The sequence below is a fragment of the Methanofollis liminatans DSM 4140 genome, from assembly GCF_000275865.1.
GTDB classification, from domain to species: Archaea; Halobacteriota; Methanomicrobia; order Methanomicrobiales; family Methanofollaceae; genus Methanofollis; species Methanofollis liminatans.
Genome location: NZ_CM001555.1, coordinates 827,706 through 845,547 on the forward strand (window position 1 = coordinate 827,706; position 17,842 = coordinate 845,547).

The 17,842-nt window shown below is 54.7% G+C and carries 15 protein-coding genes; 10 read left to right on the plus strand and 5 right to left on the minus strand.

The annotated features are described in order from the left end of the window. Positions 1-471: 471 nt before the first annotated feature. Positions 472-1,668 carry a DUF92 domain-containing protein gene (locus tag METLI_RS04165; protein ID WP_004038311.1) on the minus strand — a complete coding sequence of 399 codons (1,197 nt, stop codon included), beginning with the start codon at positions 1,666-1,668 and terminating at the stop codon, positions 472-474. A 117-nt stretch (positions 1,669-1,785) separates the two neighbouring features. Here METLI_RS04165 and METLI_RS04170 point away from each other — a divergent pair, with 117 nt between their 5' ends. Continuing rightward, positions 1,786-4,374 (plus strand): valine--tRNA ligase, encoded by a 2,589-nt coding sequence (locus METLI_RS04170; RefSeq protein WP_004038312.1) that lies wholly within the window; start codon positions 1,786-1,788, stop codon positions 4,372-4,374. An 86-nt stretch (positions 4,375-4,460) separates the two neighbouring features. After that, on the plus strand, positions 4,461-4,667 hold the full coding sequence (locus METLI_RS04175; RefSeq protein WP_004038313.1) for a hypothetical protein: 207 nt from the start codon (positions 4,461-4,463) through the stop codon (positions 4,665-4,667). A gap of 349 nt (positions 4,668-5,016) precedes the next feature. Here the strand turns inward: METLI_RS04175 and tmk are convergent, their stop codons facing one another. Together tmk and METLI_RS04185 are read right to left on the minus strand one after the other, a co-directional pair. Continuing rightward, a complete protein-coding gene (gene tmk / locus METLI_RS04180; RefSeq protein ID WP_004038314.1) occupies positions 5,017-5,604 on the minus strand; it encodes a dTMP kinase in 588 nt (195 codons plus the stop codon). Continuing rightward, on the minus strand, positions 5,595-6,260 hold the full coding sequence (locus METLI_RS04185) for a HisA/HisF-related TIM barrel protein (protein ID WP_004038315.1): 666 nt from the start codon (positions 6,258-6,260) through the stop codon (positions 5,595-5,597). The genes tmk and METLI_RS04185 overlap by 10 nt, the downstream gene beginning before the upstream one ends. 44 nt (positions 6,261-6,304) lie before the next feature. On the opposite strand from METLI_RS04185, the gene METLI_RS04190 reads away from it, so the two are divergent. From METLI_RS04190 to METLI_RS04205, 4 genes are read left to right on the plus strand one after another with little or no spacing between them, the layout of a single operon-like run. Next, complete coding sequence (locus METLI_RS04190) at positions 6,305-6,991, plus strand: (5-formylfuran-3-yl)methyl phosphate synthase (RefSeq protein WP_004038316.1); 687 nt, start codon at positions 6,305-6,307, stop codon at positions 6,989-6,991. A 5-nt stretch (positions 6,992-6,996) separates the two neighbouring features. Further along, positions 6,997-8,463: an IMP dehydrogenase gene (gene guaB / locus METLI_RS04195; RefSeq protein ID WP_048104057.1), complete on the plus strand. Its 1,467-nt coding sequence runs from the start codon at positions 6,997-6,999 to the stop codon at positions 8,461-8,463. 42 nt (positions 8,464-8,505) lie between these two features. Then, on the plus strand, positions 8,506-9,138 hold the full coding sequence (locus METLI_RS04200; RefSeq protein WP_004038318.1) for an ArsR/SmtB family transcription factor: 633 nt from the start codon (positions 8,506-8,508) through the stop codon (positions 9,136-9,138). Beyond that, positions 9,119-9,529: a CS domain-containing protein gene (locus METLI_RS04205; RefSeq protein WP_004038319.1), complete on the plus strand. Its 411-nt coding sequence runs from the start codon at positions 9,119-9,121 to the stop codon at positions 9,527-9,529. The genes METLI_RS04200 and METLI_RS04205 overlap by 20 nt, the downstream gene beginning before the upstream one ends. A gap of 63 nt (positions 9,530-9,592) precedes the next feature. Here the strand turns inward: METLI_RS04205 and METLI_RS04210 are convergent, their stop codons facing one another. Beyond that, complete coding sequence (locus METLI_RS04210; RefSeq protein WP_004038320.1) at positions 9,593-10,528, minus strand: SDR family oxidoreductase; 936 nt, start codon at positions 10,526-10,528, stop codon at positions 9,593-9,595. Between the two features lie 623 nt (positions 10,529-11,151). Between METLI_RS04210 and METLI_RS12735 the strand changes: the two genes are divergently transcribed. Next, the gene (locus tag METLI_RS12735; protein ID WP_004038321.1) at positions 11,152-12,339 is read left to right on the plus strand and encodes a polysaccharide pyruvyl transferase family protein; all 1,188 of its coding nucleotides are present in this window, start codon (positions 11,152-11,154) and stop codon (positions 12,337-12,339) included. Then, a complete protein-coding gene (locus METLI_RS12740; protein ID WP_004038322.1) occupies positions 12,336-13,637 on the plus strand; it encodes a Coenzyme F420 hydrogenase/dehydrogenase, beta subunit C-terminal domain in 1,302 nt (433 codons plus the stop codon). Before METLI_RS12735 ends, METLI_RS12740 begins: the two co-directional genes overlap by 4 nt. Positions 13,638-13,671: 34 nt before the next feature. Here METLI_RS12740 and METLI_RS04225 read toward each other — a convergent pair whose 3' ends face one another. Further along, a complete protein-coding gene (locus METLI_RS04225) occupies positions 13,672-15,045 on the minus strand; it encodes a lipopolysaccharide biosynthesis protein (RefSeq protein ID WP_004038323.1) in 1,374 nt (457 codons plus the stop codon). Between the two features lie 214 nt (positions 15,046-15,259). Here METLI_RS04225 and METLI_RS04230 point away from each other — a divergent pair, with 214 nt between their 5' ends. Together METLI_RS04230 and METLI_RS04235 are read left to right on the plus strand one after the other, a co-directional pair. Next, positions 15,260-16,480: a glycosyltransferase family protein gene (locus tag METLI_RS04230; RefSeq protein WP_004038324.1), complete on the plus strand. Its 1,221-nt coding sequence runs from the start codon at positions 15,260-15,262 to the stop codon at positions 16,478-16,480. 375 nt (positions 16,481-16,855) lie between these two features. After that, the gene (locus tag METLI_RS04235) at positions 16,856-17,821 is read left to right on the plus strand and encodes a glycosyltransferase family 2 protein (protein ID WP_004038325.1); all 966 of its coding nucleotides are present in this window, start codon (positions 16,856-16,858) and stop codon (positions 17,819-17,821) included. Positions 17,822-17,842: the final 21 nt, after the last annotated feature.

Genomic DNA, 17,842 nt, shown 5'->3' on the forward strand with positions numbered 1-17,842 from the left:
TGTGTCGGGGGGCAGCCAGCCCCCCGGCTGGTGTCATCTCGATTTTCAGGAACCCTCACGCTCTCAGCGCGAAGATTTGGAACTTGTTCTGTGAGTGGAGCGGACACCGCGCCGGGGTTGCACCCCCGGACCCCTGCATACGATTGCCCCGAATATGCGGGGACGGGAGGGGCGGAGCATCTGTCGATGAAAACTGATGGGCCGGCGAGCCGGCGTGGTTTTCCCGTTCCTGCCCCAATCGGAGTTCTGATGGGCAGCAGGCCCTCGGCAGAGGCGTAAAGGCTCCCATCTGCTCCTGGAAACGGTCGGGCGAATGGCTTCGCCCAGACCATCTCGTAGCCCGGTTCCACGATAAAGGGAAGATCTGTCATACCCTCACCAGGGCACCTTCAAGCGATCTCGATCGTTGCTGGAGGGGAGCTGTTCAACAGAGCCGAAAATCGTGATTTTCTATCATCCCTGCGACTGCGCTCAGACGAGCAGCGCCAGCACCAGCGCGAAGATCCCGCCGGCAAGGGTGGCGACGAGGTTTGTCCCGGCATTCCCGAAGACGCCCTTATTCTCCAGGGTCGCCCCGACGAGGCTGTCCACGTTCGTCCCGAAAAACCCGGCAAGAATGCCGATGATGGCGACGTCTGGACCGACGACCCCGAGCGCCCATGCCGCGAGGGAGATTGCCACGGCAGCGGCCAGGGCCACTCCCTCGCCGAGCACCGTCACCCCGCCGTTCGTGCCCGGGCGCACCCGTTCGAGGGTCGTGATCAGGTAGGGGTCGCCGCCCATGACGCCGATCTCCGACGCAACGGTATCGGCAGCCGCCGATGCCACGCTCCCCAGAAACAGGGCGATGAAGGCCGGGTGCCCGGTGATCCCGAAGAGGACGGCCCCGGCCGTTCCCACCAGCCCGTTTGCAAAGACGTTAAAGTAGCCGCGCACCCCGCCGTGGGACTGGGCGACGCCCAGGGCGTCCTTCTCCCGGTACCGAAACTTCGTCGCCAGCGACCCCAGCATCATGAACAGGAGCATGATCAGGAACCACCTGACATCTGCAAAGACGATGAGGAGGATGCCGATGATCGCCGCCGAGAAGAGGCCTGAGAGGTCTGCGACCCTGAACCGGTAGGAGAGGACGACGAAGACGAGGGTGATCACGGCCGCCATCGTCAGAATGCCGAGGTCGACCGAGTAATCGATCTCGTAGAAGAGCTGCATCGCCATCGCCACCCCGAGCCCCTCGATCATCAGGGTGTCGTCCCTGCCGTTCAAGGCGGCCCTGAGGAGGACGGCGACCAGCACCCCCAGGATCACGGTGAGGGGCGAGAAGACGCCCACGTACCACATGGCGAGGACTGCCGTTATGCATGCGGTGAGGATGAACGGGACATATGACCGGGCGTGATCGCCGCTGAGCCTGAAGGCGAACTCGCCGATGACGACGATCGCAAGCGTCGCTGCAAAGACTGCAAGGGAGAGGAGCCCCAGACCGTACAGGGCGGCGATGACGATGATGGATATGGAGGCATATCTTGTCCCCTTGATCAGGAGCAGCACCCCTGAGAAGAGGATCACCAGGAGGGACAGGAGCCATGCGGGCTGGATCAGCGGCGCTATCAGGATCCCAAGAAGGGCAAGGACAGTGGCAAGCGCCGGCCCGGTTTCCCGTATCATTCAGTGTTATCATAGGGGGTTCTCAGACATGAACTTTGTAGTGCGATGCGGCCGCCGCCCTTCATTCTGCGGAGCGTATAATTCTTTTAAAAACTTGAAAATACAATAGGAATGAAGATGTCATCCTCGCATACAATCCCAAAAAACTATGACTTCCGGGAAGTGGAGGACCGGTGGCAGCGCACCTGGCGCGACGAGGACAATTACTTCGACCCGTCTTCTCCAAAACCGCAGTTCGTCATCGATACGCCCCCGCCCTACCCCACGGGCAACTTCCATATCGGCAACGCCCTCAACTGGTGTTATATCGACTTCATCGCGCGCTACAAGCGGATGTGCGGCTATAACGTCATGTTCCCGCAGGGCTGGGACTGCCACGGCCTCCCCACCGAGGTCAAGGTGGAGGAGATCCACGGGATCACGAAAAACGACGTCTCCCGCGAGGAATTCAGGCAGATGTGCCGGGACCTCACCATCGGCAATATCGAGAAGATGCGCGCCACCCTCCGCCGGTGCGGCTTCTCGACCGACTGGAGCCACGAGTACATCACGATGCTCCCTGAATACTACCGCAAGACGCAGCTCTCCTTTTTACGGATGCTCAATGCGGGCTATATCTACCAGAGCGAACACCCGGTGAACTTCTGCACCCGTTGCGAGACGGCGATCGCCTTTGCCGAGGTCAGCTACGAGCCCAGGGAGACGAAGCTCAACTTCTTCGACTTCGACGGCGTCGAGATCGCCACCACGCGCCCCGAGCTCCTCGCGGCCTGCGTCGCCGTCGCCGTCCACCCCGAAGACGAACGCTACCGTCCCCTCGCCGGGAAACACCTGAAGGTTCCCCTCTTCGGCCACGACGTTCCGGTGCTGCAGGACGGGGCCGTCGACCCCTCCTTCGGGTCGGGCGCCGTGATGATCTGCACCTTCGGCGACAAGCAGGACGTCCACTGGTGGAAGGAGTACGACCTTCCCTTGAGAAAGGCGATCGACCGGGCAGGGCGGATGACGGCGCTCTGCGGCCGGTACCAGGGGATGAACGCGAAGGAGTGCCGGGAAGCGATCCTCGCCGATATGGAGAAGGCCGGGATCCTGCGGAGGCAGGAGACGATCGAGCAGCGCGTCGGCACCTGCTGGCGGTGCAAGACCCCGATCGAGATCCTCTCCGAGCGGCAGTGGTTCATCAGGGTGAAATCCGACGAGATCCTGGAGGCAGCGCACCAGGTCTCCTGGTACCCCGAGCACATGCGCACCAGGCTGGAGAACTGGGCCGGGCAGATGGAATGGGACTGGTGCATATCCCGCCAGCGGATCTTTGCGACCCCGATTCCGGTCTGGTCCTGCGCGCAGTGCGGCGCAATCGTGACGCCTGACGAGGCCGACCTCCCGGTCGACCCGACGACCGAGCGCCCGAAGCGCCCCTGTCCGCAGTGCGGCTGCGAGGAGTTCGTGGCCGAGCACGACGTCCTGGACACCTGGATGGACTCTTCGATCTCGGTGCTGAACATCACCGGCTGGGACGGCAGCGGCACCCCGCCGATCTTCCCGGCGCAGATCCGGCCGCAGGGCCACGATATCATCAGGACCTGGGCCTTCTACACGATCCTGCGCTCGGTCGCCCTCACCGGCCAGAAACCGTGGGACTCGATCCTGGTCAACGGCATGGTGCTCGGCGAGGACGGCTTCAAGATGTCCAAGAGCCGGAACAACATCATCGCCCCGGAGACCGTGGTCGTCGAGTACGGCGCCGACGCCTTCAGGCAGTGGGGGGCGATGGGGGCGGCCACCGGCCAGGACATCATGTTCAACTGGAACGACGTGGTCGCCGCCTCCCGGTTCCAGACGAAGATGTGGAATATCGTCCGCTTCGTGCTCACCCAGATCGAGCGCGAGCCGGTTGAAGACGGCCCGGTCACCGCCGTGCTCGACCGCTGGCTCCTTGCAAAACTCTCAGAGACCGTTGCCGAGGTGACGAACGCCCTCGATACCTACCAGTTCGACCAGGGGCTGCGGGCGATCCGTGACTTCACCAGGAACATCCTTGCCGACGACTACATCGAGCTCGTGAAAGGGCGGCTCTACTCAGACGACGCCGAGCGCGCCAGCGCCTGCCGCGCCCTGACCACCACCCTCGACGCCCTCTGCCGCCTCCTGGCCCCCTATGTGCCGCACTTCGCCGAGGAGTGCTGGGCGCAGTTCAGAGAGGGGAGCGTGCTCGTCCAGCCCTGGCCGGCATTTTCCTGCGAGGACGAGGAGGCCGAGCGTATTGGCGACCGCCTTGTCTCCCTCACCGCCGAGCTCCGCCGGTACAAGCACGACCTCGGGCTTGCCCTGAACGCCCCCTTCGGTAACCTCGCCATCTACGCCCCCGAAAAGGTCGATGACGCCGGAGACGTTGCCCGGGCCCTGAACGCCGCCATCGCCTGGCGGACCGGGGAGCCGCGGCTTGAAAAGGTGCCCGCGGGCGTGGAGTTCAACATGGCGGTGATCGGTCCCGCGCTCCGCAAGGGGGCAAAGGGCTTCATGCAGGCCGTCGAAGCCCTGCCGGCCGACCAGCTCCAGAACCCGCCGGCGACGGTCATCGTGGACGGCGCCGAGGTCGCCGTACCCGAAAACGCCTTCACCCCGAAGTTCGCCTACCAGGTGGAGGGCGAGGCGGTGGACGTCCTCACGATCGGCGAGGTCACCGTCACCCTGCGGCGGGCCTGAAACGCCCCCGCACTTTTTTTCGCGCAACCTCTATCTTCCGGGAGGGGCACACTTCTGCATGGACAGGGCCGGAAGAAGGGATTGCGATGTCTCGTGACGCGTTGCTCATCGGTATCGCCTGCGTGGTTGTGGGTGTCGGCGTCTGGGCGGTTTCGGGGAACCTGGCCGTCGGCGGCCTGCTCTTCCTTCTCGGTGCGGTCCTGGTCGTTATCGGGCTCGCTCCTTCGGAGTACGATGAAGAGGAACAACTGGACACCGAAGAGGAGATCCTGAACGTCTATGATGAGGAGTGAGGGGCAGGCTAGGTTCGCCGTAAAAAGGGAGGATTTGTTGGCTCTTTTGAAATCCGATTCTGGCGTTCTTGAGCCGGGGGAATGGTGCCCCCGGACCCCCGCTCAGGATAGGTGGGGATACGGCCCTCTCCCTCCCCGGATGTCCTGTTCGCTCTTCCCGGAGCCCATCGCAATGGGGGGTCGGGGTTGAAACCCCCGGCAGGCAGTATGGGGAAGGCGGGGGATCCGCGCTCCCTCCCTGCGATTACAGGAGAGACATCAAACTCAGTATGAAGGTTTCAACAAAGCCGAAAAAGAGTATACTGATAGATTCTATTCCTGTCTGAACTGCGCCCCTGATGGCCGGGTTTTACTGCGCCCGCCGCCTGATCTCGTCAGCCACAAACCCGCAGACGTCCTCCTGCGGGAGCAGGGCGTCGACGAGCACAAACCGTTCGGGCTCGGCCCGGGCGAAGGCGAGATAGTTTTTCTGCACCCGCTCGAGCACCTCTGCGTCCTCGAAATGTTCCCTCTTTGCCTTGAGCCGTTTTTCCGCCTCACTAACCGGCAGGACGCAGAGGAAGGTGAGGTCGGGAACGAGGGTGAAGGGGGCATGGACGGCCCTGAGCCATGTGATGGGATCGGGGATGACGCCCTCCAGGGTCACGCCCTGGTAGGCGTAGCGGCTGTCTGAATAACGGTCAGAGACGACGATTTGCCCTCTGGCGAGGGCCGGGCGGACGACGTGCGCAAGGTGGGCGGCATGATCGGCGACAAAGAGGAGGCACTCGGTGACCGGGTCGGTGTTCTCGGCGATCGACCGGCGCACCGCCTCGCCCACCCAGGTGGCCCCGGGCTCGCGGGTGATCACCGGGTCGAGATCGGCGAGGGCGGCATGCAGGCCTTCGACAAGGGTGCTCTTCCCGCTCCCGTCGATCCCCTCGATCGTCACGAGCATGTCCGCCCCTCCCGCAGCCATTCGAGAGGAATCGTCCCGCGGTGCACGCCGGTCGCCACGATGGCGCCGTCGAACCCGGCCCCTTCGAGGGTGTCGAGGTCGCGCACCCCCGCGACCCCGCCGCCCCAGAGGAGGCGCCCGCTATATGCGGCCCTGAGGTCTTCGAGATCGGCAGGAAGGCCGCACGCGGTCCCGACGCCGGAGATATGGAGGAGGATGCAGCCGGCAAAGGGCAGATCTTCGGCCCGCTCCAGGACCGAGAGCGGCGCCTCGCCCGAGGGGATCACCTGCCCGTCCTTGATGTCCACCGAGAGGTAGCAGCCCGCATACCCGGCGAGATCCTCTCCGGCGGTCTCGGTCCCGATCACATTGACCACGCCCTCCATCAGGTCGGCAGGGGACCGGCAGCCCCGGTCCACATAGCACCGCCGCACCATCCCGGCGAGGTCTCTCACGATTCGGTCGTGGTCCCCCACCCCGCAGATCCGGTCGAGATCGGCGATATAGAGGTATTCTGGCTGCATGTCCGCAAGGTATGCCATCGGTTCAGCCGAGGCGGCCAGCCCCCAGTTGAGCGGGGCATAGGTCTCCCGCTTCCCTTTTGCCCCGTGGACGACAACGCCGTCTTTCAGGTCCATTGCAAGGATACATTCCATGTGTTCAACGTAATCACTATTAGGATTAAGGATCATTAATTCCTATGCGATTATTGGTCAGCCCTAGCAGTATCGAAGAGGCCCGATCCGCACTCGCCGCAGACATTATCGATGTCAAAAAGCCGTCCGAGGGATCGCTTGGGGCCAACTTTCCCTGGGTGATCCGCGCGATCAAGGAGATGGCGGAAAAACCGGTCAGTGCTGCTATTGGTGATTTTGACTATAAACCGGGCTGCGCATCCCTTGCAGCGTATGGGGCGGCCTGCGCCGGTGCCGATTTCATCAAGGTCGGGCTCATGTTCGACGGCAGGGACCGGGCCTTTGACCTCGCCAGAGCGGTTGTGAGGGCGGTCAAGGACGATTTTCCGGAAAAAACCGTTGTTATTGCAGCATATTCCGACTATGAGCGCCTTGGCACGATATCACCCTTCGCTGCCGCGGAGGCCGCGGCTGAGGCCGGCGCCGACATCGCCATGATCGATACCGGGATGAAAGACGGTAAAAGCACCTTTGAATTCATGGACGCCGACACCCTCGCCTCCTATACCGAGGAGAACCGGAGTCTCGGGCTTGCAACTGCCCTTGCAGGTTCGCTGAAGTTCGAGGATCTCTCTGCCCTCAAGATCATCGACCCTGAGATCATCGGGGTCAGGGGCATGGTCTGCGGCGGCGACCGGAGTTGTGTCATCAGGCCCGAACTGGTGGAAAAAGCACTCGCGATGATCAGGTGATCATGATGTATGCGGAAAAACTCGCTGTCCCGACGGCTCTCACCTTCGACGACGTTCTGCTCGTTCCCGCCGCTTCGTATGTGGAGCCGAACGATGCCGATGTGCACTCGATCTTCTCAAAGAACATCCCGCTGAATATCCCGCTCGTCTCGTCGGCGATGGATACCGTGACCGAGGCGGGAATGGCGATCGCCATCGCCCGTCTCGGCGGCATCGGCGTCATTCACCGGAACATGCGGCCGGAGCGTTCGGTGGACGAGGTAATCAGGGTGAAGCGCGCCGAAGACCTGATCGAGCGCGAGGTGCTCTCGGTCGGCCCCGAGACCACTCTCTCCGAGGTTGAGGAGTTGATGAACAAGCACGGTATCGGCGGCGTCCCGGTGATCGAGGATAAAAAACTCATCGGGATCGTTTCTCGCCGTGACATCAGGGCGATCGTGCACCGGCGCGGGAAAGAGTCGATCCGCACGATCATGACCCAGTCTCCGATCACGGCCCAGGAGGACGTCACCGCGGAGGCGGCGCTTGAGACGATGTACGCAAACAAGGTCGAGCGCCTGCCGGTCACGAACGGCGACGGCCGTCTGCTCGGGATCATCACGATGCAGGACATCCTGGAGAAGCGCTCGTACCCCCTCGCCAATCGCGATGCAAAGGGCAGCCTCCGCGTCGCCGCCGCCGTTGGCCCCTTCGACTTTGAACGGGCGACGATGCTCGACGAGGCGGGCGTCGACGCCCTGGTGGTGGACTGCGCCCACGGCCACAATATGCATGTGGTCAAGGCCGTGCGCGAGATCAAGGGGAGCGTGAAAGCCGACGTGGTCGCCGGCAACATCGCCACCTCAGAAGCGGCGATGGAACTTGCCGACACCGTCGACGGGCTCAAGGTCGGGATCGGGCCGGGATCGATCTGCACCACCCGGATCGTCGCCGGCGTCGGCGTTCCGCAGGTCTCGGCGATCGCGAGTGTCGCCGACGTCGCCGCCCCGCTCGGGCTCCCGGTGATCGCCGACGGCGGTGTCCGTTACTCGGGCGATATCGCAAAGGCGATCGCCGCCGGTGCCAACGCGGTGATGATGGGCAGCCTCTTTGCCGGGACCGACGAGGCGCCCGGGCGGATCATCGCGATCCAGGGGCGCAAGTACAAGCAGTACCGCGGCATGGGCTCGCTTGGCGTGATGAGCCATGGCGAGTCCTCAGACCGCTACTTCCAGAAGAAGGGGATCGGGAGGACGAAGTATGTCCCTGAAGGCGTTGAAGGGGCAATTCCCTACGTCGGGAATGTCTCCGACGTGATCTACCAGCTGGTGGGCGGGCTGAAGTCGGCGATGGGCTACACCGGCTCGGCCACGATCGACGACCTGCGCACGAAGGGCAGGTTCGTGCGGATCACCGCGGCCGGTATGGGCGAGTCGCACCCGCACAATATCCTGATCACCGACGAGGCCCCGAACTACCGGCTGACCGGGTGATCCTCTTCTTTTTTATAGTGGTGTCACTAACATAAAGTAAAGATGTTTGATGATGGAGAGACCTCCCGTCTCCTTGATATTCTCGGCAACCGGAACCGGAGGCGTATCATCGATCTTCTCAGGCAGAAGCCCTGCTTTGTCACCGAGATCTCGGACAAGCTGATGGTCTCGCCCAAGGCCGTGATCGAACATCTCCAGATGATGGAGGAGGAGCAGATCCTCTCCTCGTTCCATGACAACCGCCGGCGGAAATACTACAGCCTTACGCGCGAGATCTGCATCGATATCCGCTATGGCGGGGAGGACACGGCTCAGGCTGTTTTGCCGGGCGGATCGCGTGAGGAGAAGTATCTCGCCGCCCTGTCGATGCTTGCCCGGATGCTCCGCACGCGCGATACCCTGATCGCCAACCTTGAGGAGATCGAGCGCGATATCGATGCACGGATGGACGAGGTCGTCAGGTACAGCCAGGACCTGCTCTCCAGCGAGACCGAGATGGACCTTGTGCTGGCGCTCGCCCACTGCACGCTCTCCCTCCGCGACCTTGAGGATTACACCGGCCTTGAGGCCGGGCCCGTGGAGCAGATGCTTCAGGACCTGATGGTAAAAGGTATCGTCGAACAGAACGGAAACCAGTACATGCTGCGTGGTCCCTATGCCGAACAACCCCTATGACGAGATATTCAGGAGCATCGCGAAGATCCTTGAAGACGTCCTCGGCGAGAACGGGGAGCCGCCCAGGATCATCGGGTGCACGATCATCGCCTCAGGCGGTTCTCCTGGCCGCGCCCCCGGACAGGACGATGCCGGCCCGGATTTCTCGTACGAACTGACCGAGAGCGAACGGTGCGTCTATATCACGGCCCGGGTGCCGCCGGCCTGCGAGGGGCGGGCGTCGGTGGCCTTCGGGCCTCAGGCTGTCACCGTTACGATGGGCGAGCGTCAGGTGACGATCGATCTCGACGACGAGATCGATCCCGGGCAGAGTTCGGTCTCGGTGAACCATGGCGTGCTCGATGTCGTGTGCGTGAAACTACCGCGAGAGGGGCCTGTCTCCTCTCTCTGAGGAGACATCTTTTTTGCAGGCTTGCACCGCTCCTTCTTCCGTGAAAAAAAGTGCTGTTCCTGCTCAGGCACTGCGGGGGTTCTCCGCCCCTTCTTCGATCCAGCGCATCGTTTCTGCGAGGCCTTCCTGGATTGTAAATTCCGGCCTCCAGCCGAGCACCTCGCGAGCTCGCGAGATCTCGGCAAGCGAGTGACGGATGTCGCCGCCCCTTGGCGGGCCGTAGCGTATCGCCACCTCCTGTCCGGCCGCCTGCATCATGCTCCTGGCAAGGGTGTTCAGGTCGGTCTGCTCGCCGCGGGCGATGTTGAAGACCCCTTCTGCGTCTGAGGCCATCGCACGCAGGTTCGCCTGCACGACGTCCCTGACATAGACGAAGTCCCTGGTCTGGCCGCCATCGCCGTGGATGGCGATCGGATCCCCGTTCAGGATCCGGGAGGCGAAGATCGAGATCACGCCCGAGTAAGGCGAGGAGGGGTCCTGTCTGGGGCCGAAGACGTTGAAGTAGCGGAGGCAGACGGTCGAAAGTCCGTAAAGCCTCGAAAAGACGGCGGCGTAATGCTCGTCCGAGAGTTTCTGGGCGGCGTAGGGCGAGAGGAGGTCGGGCGCCATCTCCTCCCTCTTCGGGAGTTCGGGGTTTTCGCCGTAGACTGCGGCGGACGAGGCCATCACGACCTTTCGCACGCCGCAGTCCCTCGCTGCGATGAGGACGTTGAGGGTGCCGGTCAGGTTTACCGCGTGCGTTGCAAGGGGGTCTTCGACCGATCGCGGCACCGAGGCGATCGCTGCCTGGTGGAAGACGCCGTCGGCTCCGGCGAAGGTCTCCTGCAGGAGGGGGAGGTCGGTGATGCTCCCTTCGACGAACTCGCAGTCGATGCCCGTGAGGTTCTCGCAGTGCCCGGACGAGAGGTCGTCGATGACGACGACCTCGTGCTCTCCTGAGAGCACCTCGGCGATATGGGAGCCGATGAATCCGGCTCCGCCGGTGACGATGTAGCGCATGGGAATGGGTGAATAGTGGAGGGGGGATGGAGATATGCCTGTCGATTGATGGGTGAAGACGATTGTTAAGGATACATTTTTTTATTATGGTGGGTGTGGCTCTTCTGGCGTTTTTTTCTAGATTAGTGCTGGATCTCTTCAAGGCAGGAGAGACTCTGGCGGATTTTCCTGTTGTCCGTGTCCGGTCGGTGTCTAACCGATGCCTGCCCCCCCTCACCAGATTAATATAAAATGAACATTATTCTCTGTGTATTAATGGAGGTATGCTCACCTGTTGTATCGCCCATTCGGGTATCAATTGTCCACCGGATCCCCGTCGTACATGGAAGAATATAGGGGGGCAAATATAGTGGATAATAGGGTCCATCGTTTTCCTGACCATATGATCTCAGAGGATCTTTCATATTCTTAAGGGGCAGGACGTTGCAGATCCAGGCGCACCGGAGTTTTGCCGTTCAATGATCTCATGGGATGTACGATGCAGATGTATAACATTCTCCGGCAGAATGCTGAGATTTTCTTCACCTGCCGGGAAGAGTACGGTGAATCTGTAACAGCCAACCAAAATCATGGATTAAAAAAATTCCTTACTGCTGCACAAACGGGGGGTTGAAGAGATCAGCATGGTAAAAATATTAGCAACAGGTGTACAAATTGAAGAGAATTTTGGGGGTCCATCGATATTACATGGTCTTCAGGAAGTCCTGGCGGAACTCTATGGTAACGATTATGAATTAATTTATTATCAGATAACTCCATTCGACGGCTACGCGTCACGAGATTTTAACTTTAAAGTACGAACTGTACCACTCTCATTTAAAAATTTTAGTTTTTCTCTTCTGAGAAACAAGGAAATAAAAGAATTTATCCAAGATCTAAAATCTTCGGATATTATTGTAGATTTGTATGGAATTTGTTTTTCTGATAATTTAAACGCTCAGAAGTTTAGTTATTTGAAGTTTTTTTTAAATACTCTCTATGCATTCAGGATTTTAGCCATTGCAAAACTTTTTCATAAAAAAACAGTTAAGAACACCTGTAGTTTTGGACCAATGAAAAAGAAATTAAACCAGAAGTCTGCAGCGTTTGCCTGTAAATATCTGTTCGATGTGGTGTCTGCAAGAGAGACGAAAAGTCGTGATGCTCTCATTTATGATGCAAAAGTAAAAAAAGAGATTATTTTATCGCCAGATATTGCAAATATGATGACATTCTCAAAGGATAAAATATCTGGTGAGAAAAAAGTAGGAATCTCTACCAGTCACCAGATAATCCGGCAATGGAAAGGAGAAACAGGGTATATTGAATGTATAGTAAATTTATGCAGACATATTTCTCAGACATCTGGAATGCCGATTGTTTTAATTCCCAATGAAATTCAGCCGTTATCTGATATGGATGATATTGTCGTGTCAAGGAAAATTCAAGATATATTAAAAAAAGAAGATATTCCTGTTGAAATCATCGATTCGGCCCATATGTCTAGTAAACAATTAAAAAACATCATCGCATCCTGTGAGGTCCTTATTGCAAGCAGATATCATTCATGTGTTGCTGCTTTGTCTTCTGGAGTTCCAACCCTTGTTGTTGGATGGCACTACAAATATGAAGAACTTCTCCACTGGTATGGTCAGGATGAATGGGGGATATCAGCTGACGAATGTACTTCAGAAAAACTGATTTCAACCTTTAATTCATTCTGGGAAAGCAGAGATAAATCTAAAAGTATAATTGTCGCCAAATATCCTGAAGTGAGAAAAGTGGTTCTTGAAACCGGAAAAAGACTGTTCCAAAAAAACGGTGATGTATGATAATAAATAACATCTCCAACATCTCAAGCAATGCACTTTGCACTGCCTGCGGGGCATGTGCCGGTATCTGTCCATCAAATGCAATTGAAATTGTTACAAACACTGCCGGATATCTTGCTGCAGTTATTAACACCAAATTGTGTATCGATTGCGGGAAGTGTGCGAAAATATGTCCAAGTAATCCAGAAAACAAACCTTCAATTGAGACAGATGACATTTTTCATGGGGTATGTCTTGCAGGATATGTGGGGTGTGCAAGTGATAATATCATCAGACAAAGATCACAGAGTGGTGGAATTGTAACAGCATTGCTCTGCTATCTTTTCGAACAAAAAGAAATTGAAGGTGCAATAGTAAACAATCTAAATCCGGAAACAAAAAGACCTCAAGCAGTTTTTGCATCATCAATGTCTGAGATAATTGAGGCAAGTGGATCATATTATGCCCAGTCATCTGTTGTTAAAACAATTCTTGAACATTCTGACAAAAAATCCGCAGCCGTTGTTCTGGGGTGCCAGGCTGAAAGTCTTCAATTGATTCGGGAAAAATATCCAAATATCAATTTACCGACATATACCATTGGTCTGGTTTGTGCAGGCCAGTACAGCGGGGATATGATTGATGATTTAATTGAGCAAAGTGGATGTGATGGCGAAAAAATATCGGAATTCCGGTTCAGGGATAAACGTGTTGGCTGGCCTGGCGATGTTCATGTCAAAACTCCTAGTGGCGATTATTGGCTTCCAAAGGAAAGACGGCATAGCTTAAAGCAGGTCTATGAACTGCATCGCTGTATGGTCTGTTACGACCAGATGAACATATTCTGTGATATTGTATGCGGGGATCCATGGGGTATTTCTCATAAACAAAATCCTGAAGGGTATACGGTTGTTATTGCCAGAACAACGAAGGGAAAAAAAATCCTGGAATCTGCTGCTAAAGATGGAGCAGTTATACTCGAAGAACTATCGCCGGAAGACATTCTCCGTGGTCAGACCGTTGATGGAAGGCATAAAACGAAATTCTATAATGCCCGTGATATTTTCCGTGAGCATAAATGGTTGTTCCCATACCCGGATGATGATTTCAATAATATTCCATATGCCTCTGTGGAAAACAAAATTAAAATGCAAGGGGAATTAAATGAAAGATTAATATATACGCGTGATCTGTATCTGACTCCAGATAGGGAAGAGTATCTCAGAAAAATTATATTGAAAAAGAAAGAGTTACAGGGAAATATTCTTCGGCACCTGAAAGAGAAGATCAAGCGTTTTGGAAGGGTTATTCTAAGGTAAATATCTTTTAAACGGTGTTCATTCCAATAAATCTTTAAATGTTTGTATTAATTGACGATGTAAAGTTAGATATTGCTTTTAAGTTTAGTCCAATCATAATAATATACATTATAACGATAATCAGTGAATAGGCAATAAGCGTTGTTAAAACATCCGCTCCAAGCACTTTGCACATGTAAAACCCGATAATTACCGCTAACGTACGAGTAATATCGAAGATGAGCTTCCAGTTGTTATACCCATATATATGCAAAAATGATGTCGGAGAGCAAACAAACGCCGCTATAACCATCAACGCCAGCGGCCAGCAATACCACCCTACTTCTGTCCATGCCTCTCCAAATATAATAGGAACAACAAAAGGAGCACATAATGCCGGGACACCTATCAGAGGAATACCAACCACTGTAAGATGTCGAAGCGTCTGTATGTAGAGTGTCCGAAGCTCCCGCGATTTCTCCCGCACCATCTTTGACGCTTCACCAAGGTACGCCTGCCCCATTGATCCAGATATGACATTGCCAGGTAGCACCACCAGTATATGGGCAAGTGCATAGAACCCTACAACCTGTGAGTCATAGAGGGCCAGCAGCATAAGTGGTGGGAGTTGCAATGACATGGTGTTGATAATGGAGGCTGGGAAATTAAATACAGGAAAACTTTTGTACGTTTTTGCAACATTGATCATACCGTTAAGGGATATTGTTTTGAGGCTCTCCTGTTCCTTCCTCCACATGACGCGAGCAAGTGTACCAATTCCAGCGATCTGAGAGACGATATGGCCGATTATCAGCCCTGTAGTTCCAAAAGAGAGAATGCCGAGGAAGATTTTGCAGGTCGAACCTCCGGCACCTTGGTTAATCTTTGTATAGGTGATCCTCTTGTAATCCCTCCGCCGGATAGCCCAGTAATTCAAGATGTTATAGAGCCCCATTCCAAAGAAACCTGCAAGAAGAAACCAGATATACTGCTCGATAGGACCTATATCAAAAATATAGATTAAAAGTTCTTTTCCAAAAAGGAGAGTGAGCGCAAAACCTGCTGTTGTAAGGCAGAGGAGCATCAAGCACAAGCCAAAGAGATTTACTGCATCTTCATCTTCTTTTGGCAATGTATAGGCAAATTCGTACCGGAGAGTGGCGCCGATCCCGAAAATTGCCAATAATGAAGAGTAAACTGCAAGAATTCCCAGATCAGATGGTGTGTAGAGGCGCGTGATGATCGGCATTGAGATGATGCCGATCACCTGGGCAACCGCGGTGCCGCTGCCGAGAATGAGTGCTCCTTTGTAGAGTGGATTATTCAAAATAAACACGATTGCTCGGGTGGCATATGTGTTTCTCTTCACGATTGGAATGAGATGGGAAAAGAAATTGGTTACTCCTCGTTCGTGCTGTTTGCCTGTCATTTACTCTTGGCTCATAGGCCCCTCAATGTGCCGGAAGTATGCTCTCTCATCGATTTTCATCTGGATGTGGACGATCTTGTTTCCATATAATTTTTTTTATCTCAAATGATTGCGGGATACTCTATCTTTACAGGATATCTGAGGTGTAACGTAGTTTGCTGAAATATTGGAGTGGCCCAATAGTATTATAATTGGTTTAAATATATAATCGATTATGAATATTCTTCTTTTAGACATCCACCCTCCAGAGGACAGCCGGATAAAACGGCATATCAGGTATCTGCTGGATGAGGGTTTTAACGTGTATAGCATCAACATCAATCGCCACTATAAGGATCTTGAAGAAGGGGCTTTTTCAAGAGCTGGAGAATCAGGTTACAGAAAAAACCTCTCTCCTGATCAGAAAGGAATGCTCAGAACGCTGCGCCACAACAGCTACCTCCTCTCCTCCAGCATAACGAATGATATTTTTCATATGCTGCAGACGATGGGGATGAATCTCGATCTCTTTACCATCATACATGTTCATGATCCCTGTCTTCTCCCGGCAGCAAAAAAGTTAAAAAAGCGGTTTGAAGAGGCAAAAATTGTGTATGACCGGCACGAAGCATATGAGAAATATGATATGCCCATCCCGATTTTGGGGAGAAAAATCACTCAGGTGCATCGATCTTTTGAAAAAATGGCTTCTCGCTCTGTAGATGGTGTTGTTACCATATCAGATGACTATGTGACCAGGTGCAGAGAATTTTTCCCGAATGCTATCGTGACCGCTGTTCCAAATTTTTCAAATTCGAATGATTATTCTTCAGAAGTCATTACATCAAAGATTTCCTGCTATGAAGCAGGTTCTGTTACAGATCTGGTCTATTTTGGCTCTTTAGGAAATGAACTGGATAGGGATATTGATCTCATCATGAGAATAGCAGAGGACACCCTCAGCCATTTTCAGAATGTGAGGTTCTTCATGGGAGGCCATACAAATAATGAATTATTATTAATGCATTTTAACCGACTCTCTCAAGAGTATCCGGGTCGTTTCCAGTATCTGGGATACACCCCCAGATCTGATGTCGCTTCGATAACTCAGGGCGCACATATCGGTTTTTTCTTATTGCGGCCTGATGCCCTGTACTGGGTTAAATGCTCGCCCAATAAAATCTTTGAATATCTTGCCTGCGGAGTGATCCCCGTAATCAGAGCAGATTGCTACTATTCAGATGATCTTGCTTCATGCTCGTTGATGTATGATAAATCTGCACCGGATGAAAATATTATTCTTGGAGTACGGGAGTTGATCAGCAGGCCCGATCTGGTAAAAGGTATGATGGAAAGGGCGTTTAATTTGCATACAAAATTTTCATTTGAAAGCGTACAGGCACGGTATCTTCAATTATATCAGGGCCTTCAAGGTAATCTGAATGAGGGTGGTTAAATCTCTGTGCCTGAGAGTGCCCCTCATCCTCGTGCCATGAGAGGATCGATCTCCTGCACACATTCATCCTTCAAGGTGTGAGCGGGAACCTGGCCGTTGTGGTAGAATCGTTGAATGTTGGCCGGATGACGAGGAGCTACCATCGCCGCTGGGCCTGTGGACCCACCTCAGAGGAGGGAGGACGAAGCAGGGAGCCGCGCCCAACAGGCGCGTGGCAGTTCAACGAATCCCGGTCTCTGTTTCAGTTGGGTTCTGACCGGATCACCAACGCATATCTGGGGTGTGCACTACTCTGATCTCCCTCTCAGGATCCAGAGTAATAATAATATTAATAATAATATATAATATTATTAATATGTGGTGACAGGACTCGACATGGCAGATACTCCGGTGATATCTGTTGTTATACCTCTCTACAACAAAGGGCCTTATATCTCCCGTGCCCTGGACTCTATCCTCAACCAGACATTCCAGGACTTTGAGGTGATCGTGGTGGACGATGGCTCCACCGACGAGGGTGCAGAGATTGTCAGGGGGTTTGACGACTCACGGATCCGGTTGATCCGGCAGGTGAACAGGGGGGTTTCGGCAGCGAGGAACACGGGGATTGAAACTGCCCGGGCTGAGCTGGTAGCATTTCTGGATGCAGATGATGCGTGGATGCCGGGGTTTCTGGAGACGATAATCTCTCTGAGGGAACACTATCCTGATGCCGGTCTCTATGGTACAGCATATGAGGTCCATTTCCCTGCCTCAATCGTGCAGAGGGCCTCTATGAGAGAGGAAGGAGAGAGAGTCCTGTCATCGTATTTTGGTGCACTCGTTCATGCTGGATCCCCCCTGTTTAATTCATCCTCGTTTGCTGCTCCAAAAAATGTCCTTCTGGACGTGGGAGGTTATCCTCTTGATGTAAAATGGAATGAAGATGGCGCATTGTGGGGGAAAATTGCACTTCGGTATCCTGTGGCCTACAGCCCGGACGTCTGCTCTGTTTATAACCAGTACTCTGCAAATAACTCCGTCGGGATCACCGAATATCTCGAGGATCCATTTCTTCAATATCTTTCTACGATCCCTGGAGATGAACTTTTGAGGCGTGGAGATGCAGAAGATCTGCTGGAGTACTGCGATCTGTCTCGACTTGTTGTTATATCACGCAATATCTATTCGGGCCATGGTGCGAGGGCGCGATCTGAACTGTCATCGGTGAAATCACCTCGCTACACCTGGACCAGATACAAACTTCAGGTTTTATCATATATTCCCCGATGTGGGATGCGTCTCATACGCAAGCACGCAAAAACGCTCTCCTACATCAAAAGGAAAATTATTCGCACGTGAAAGTGTCGGCCAGAGATTATG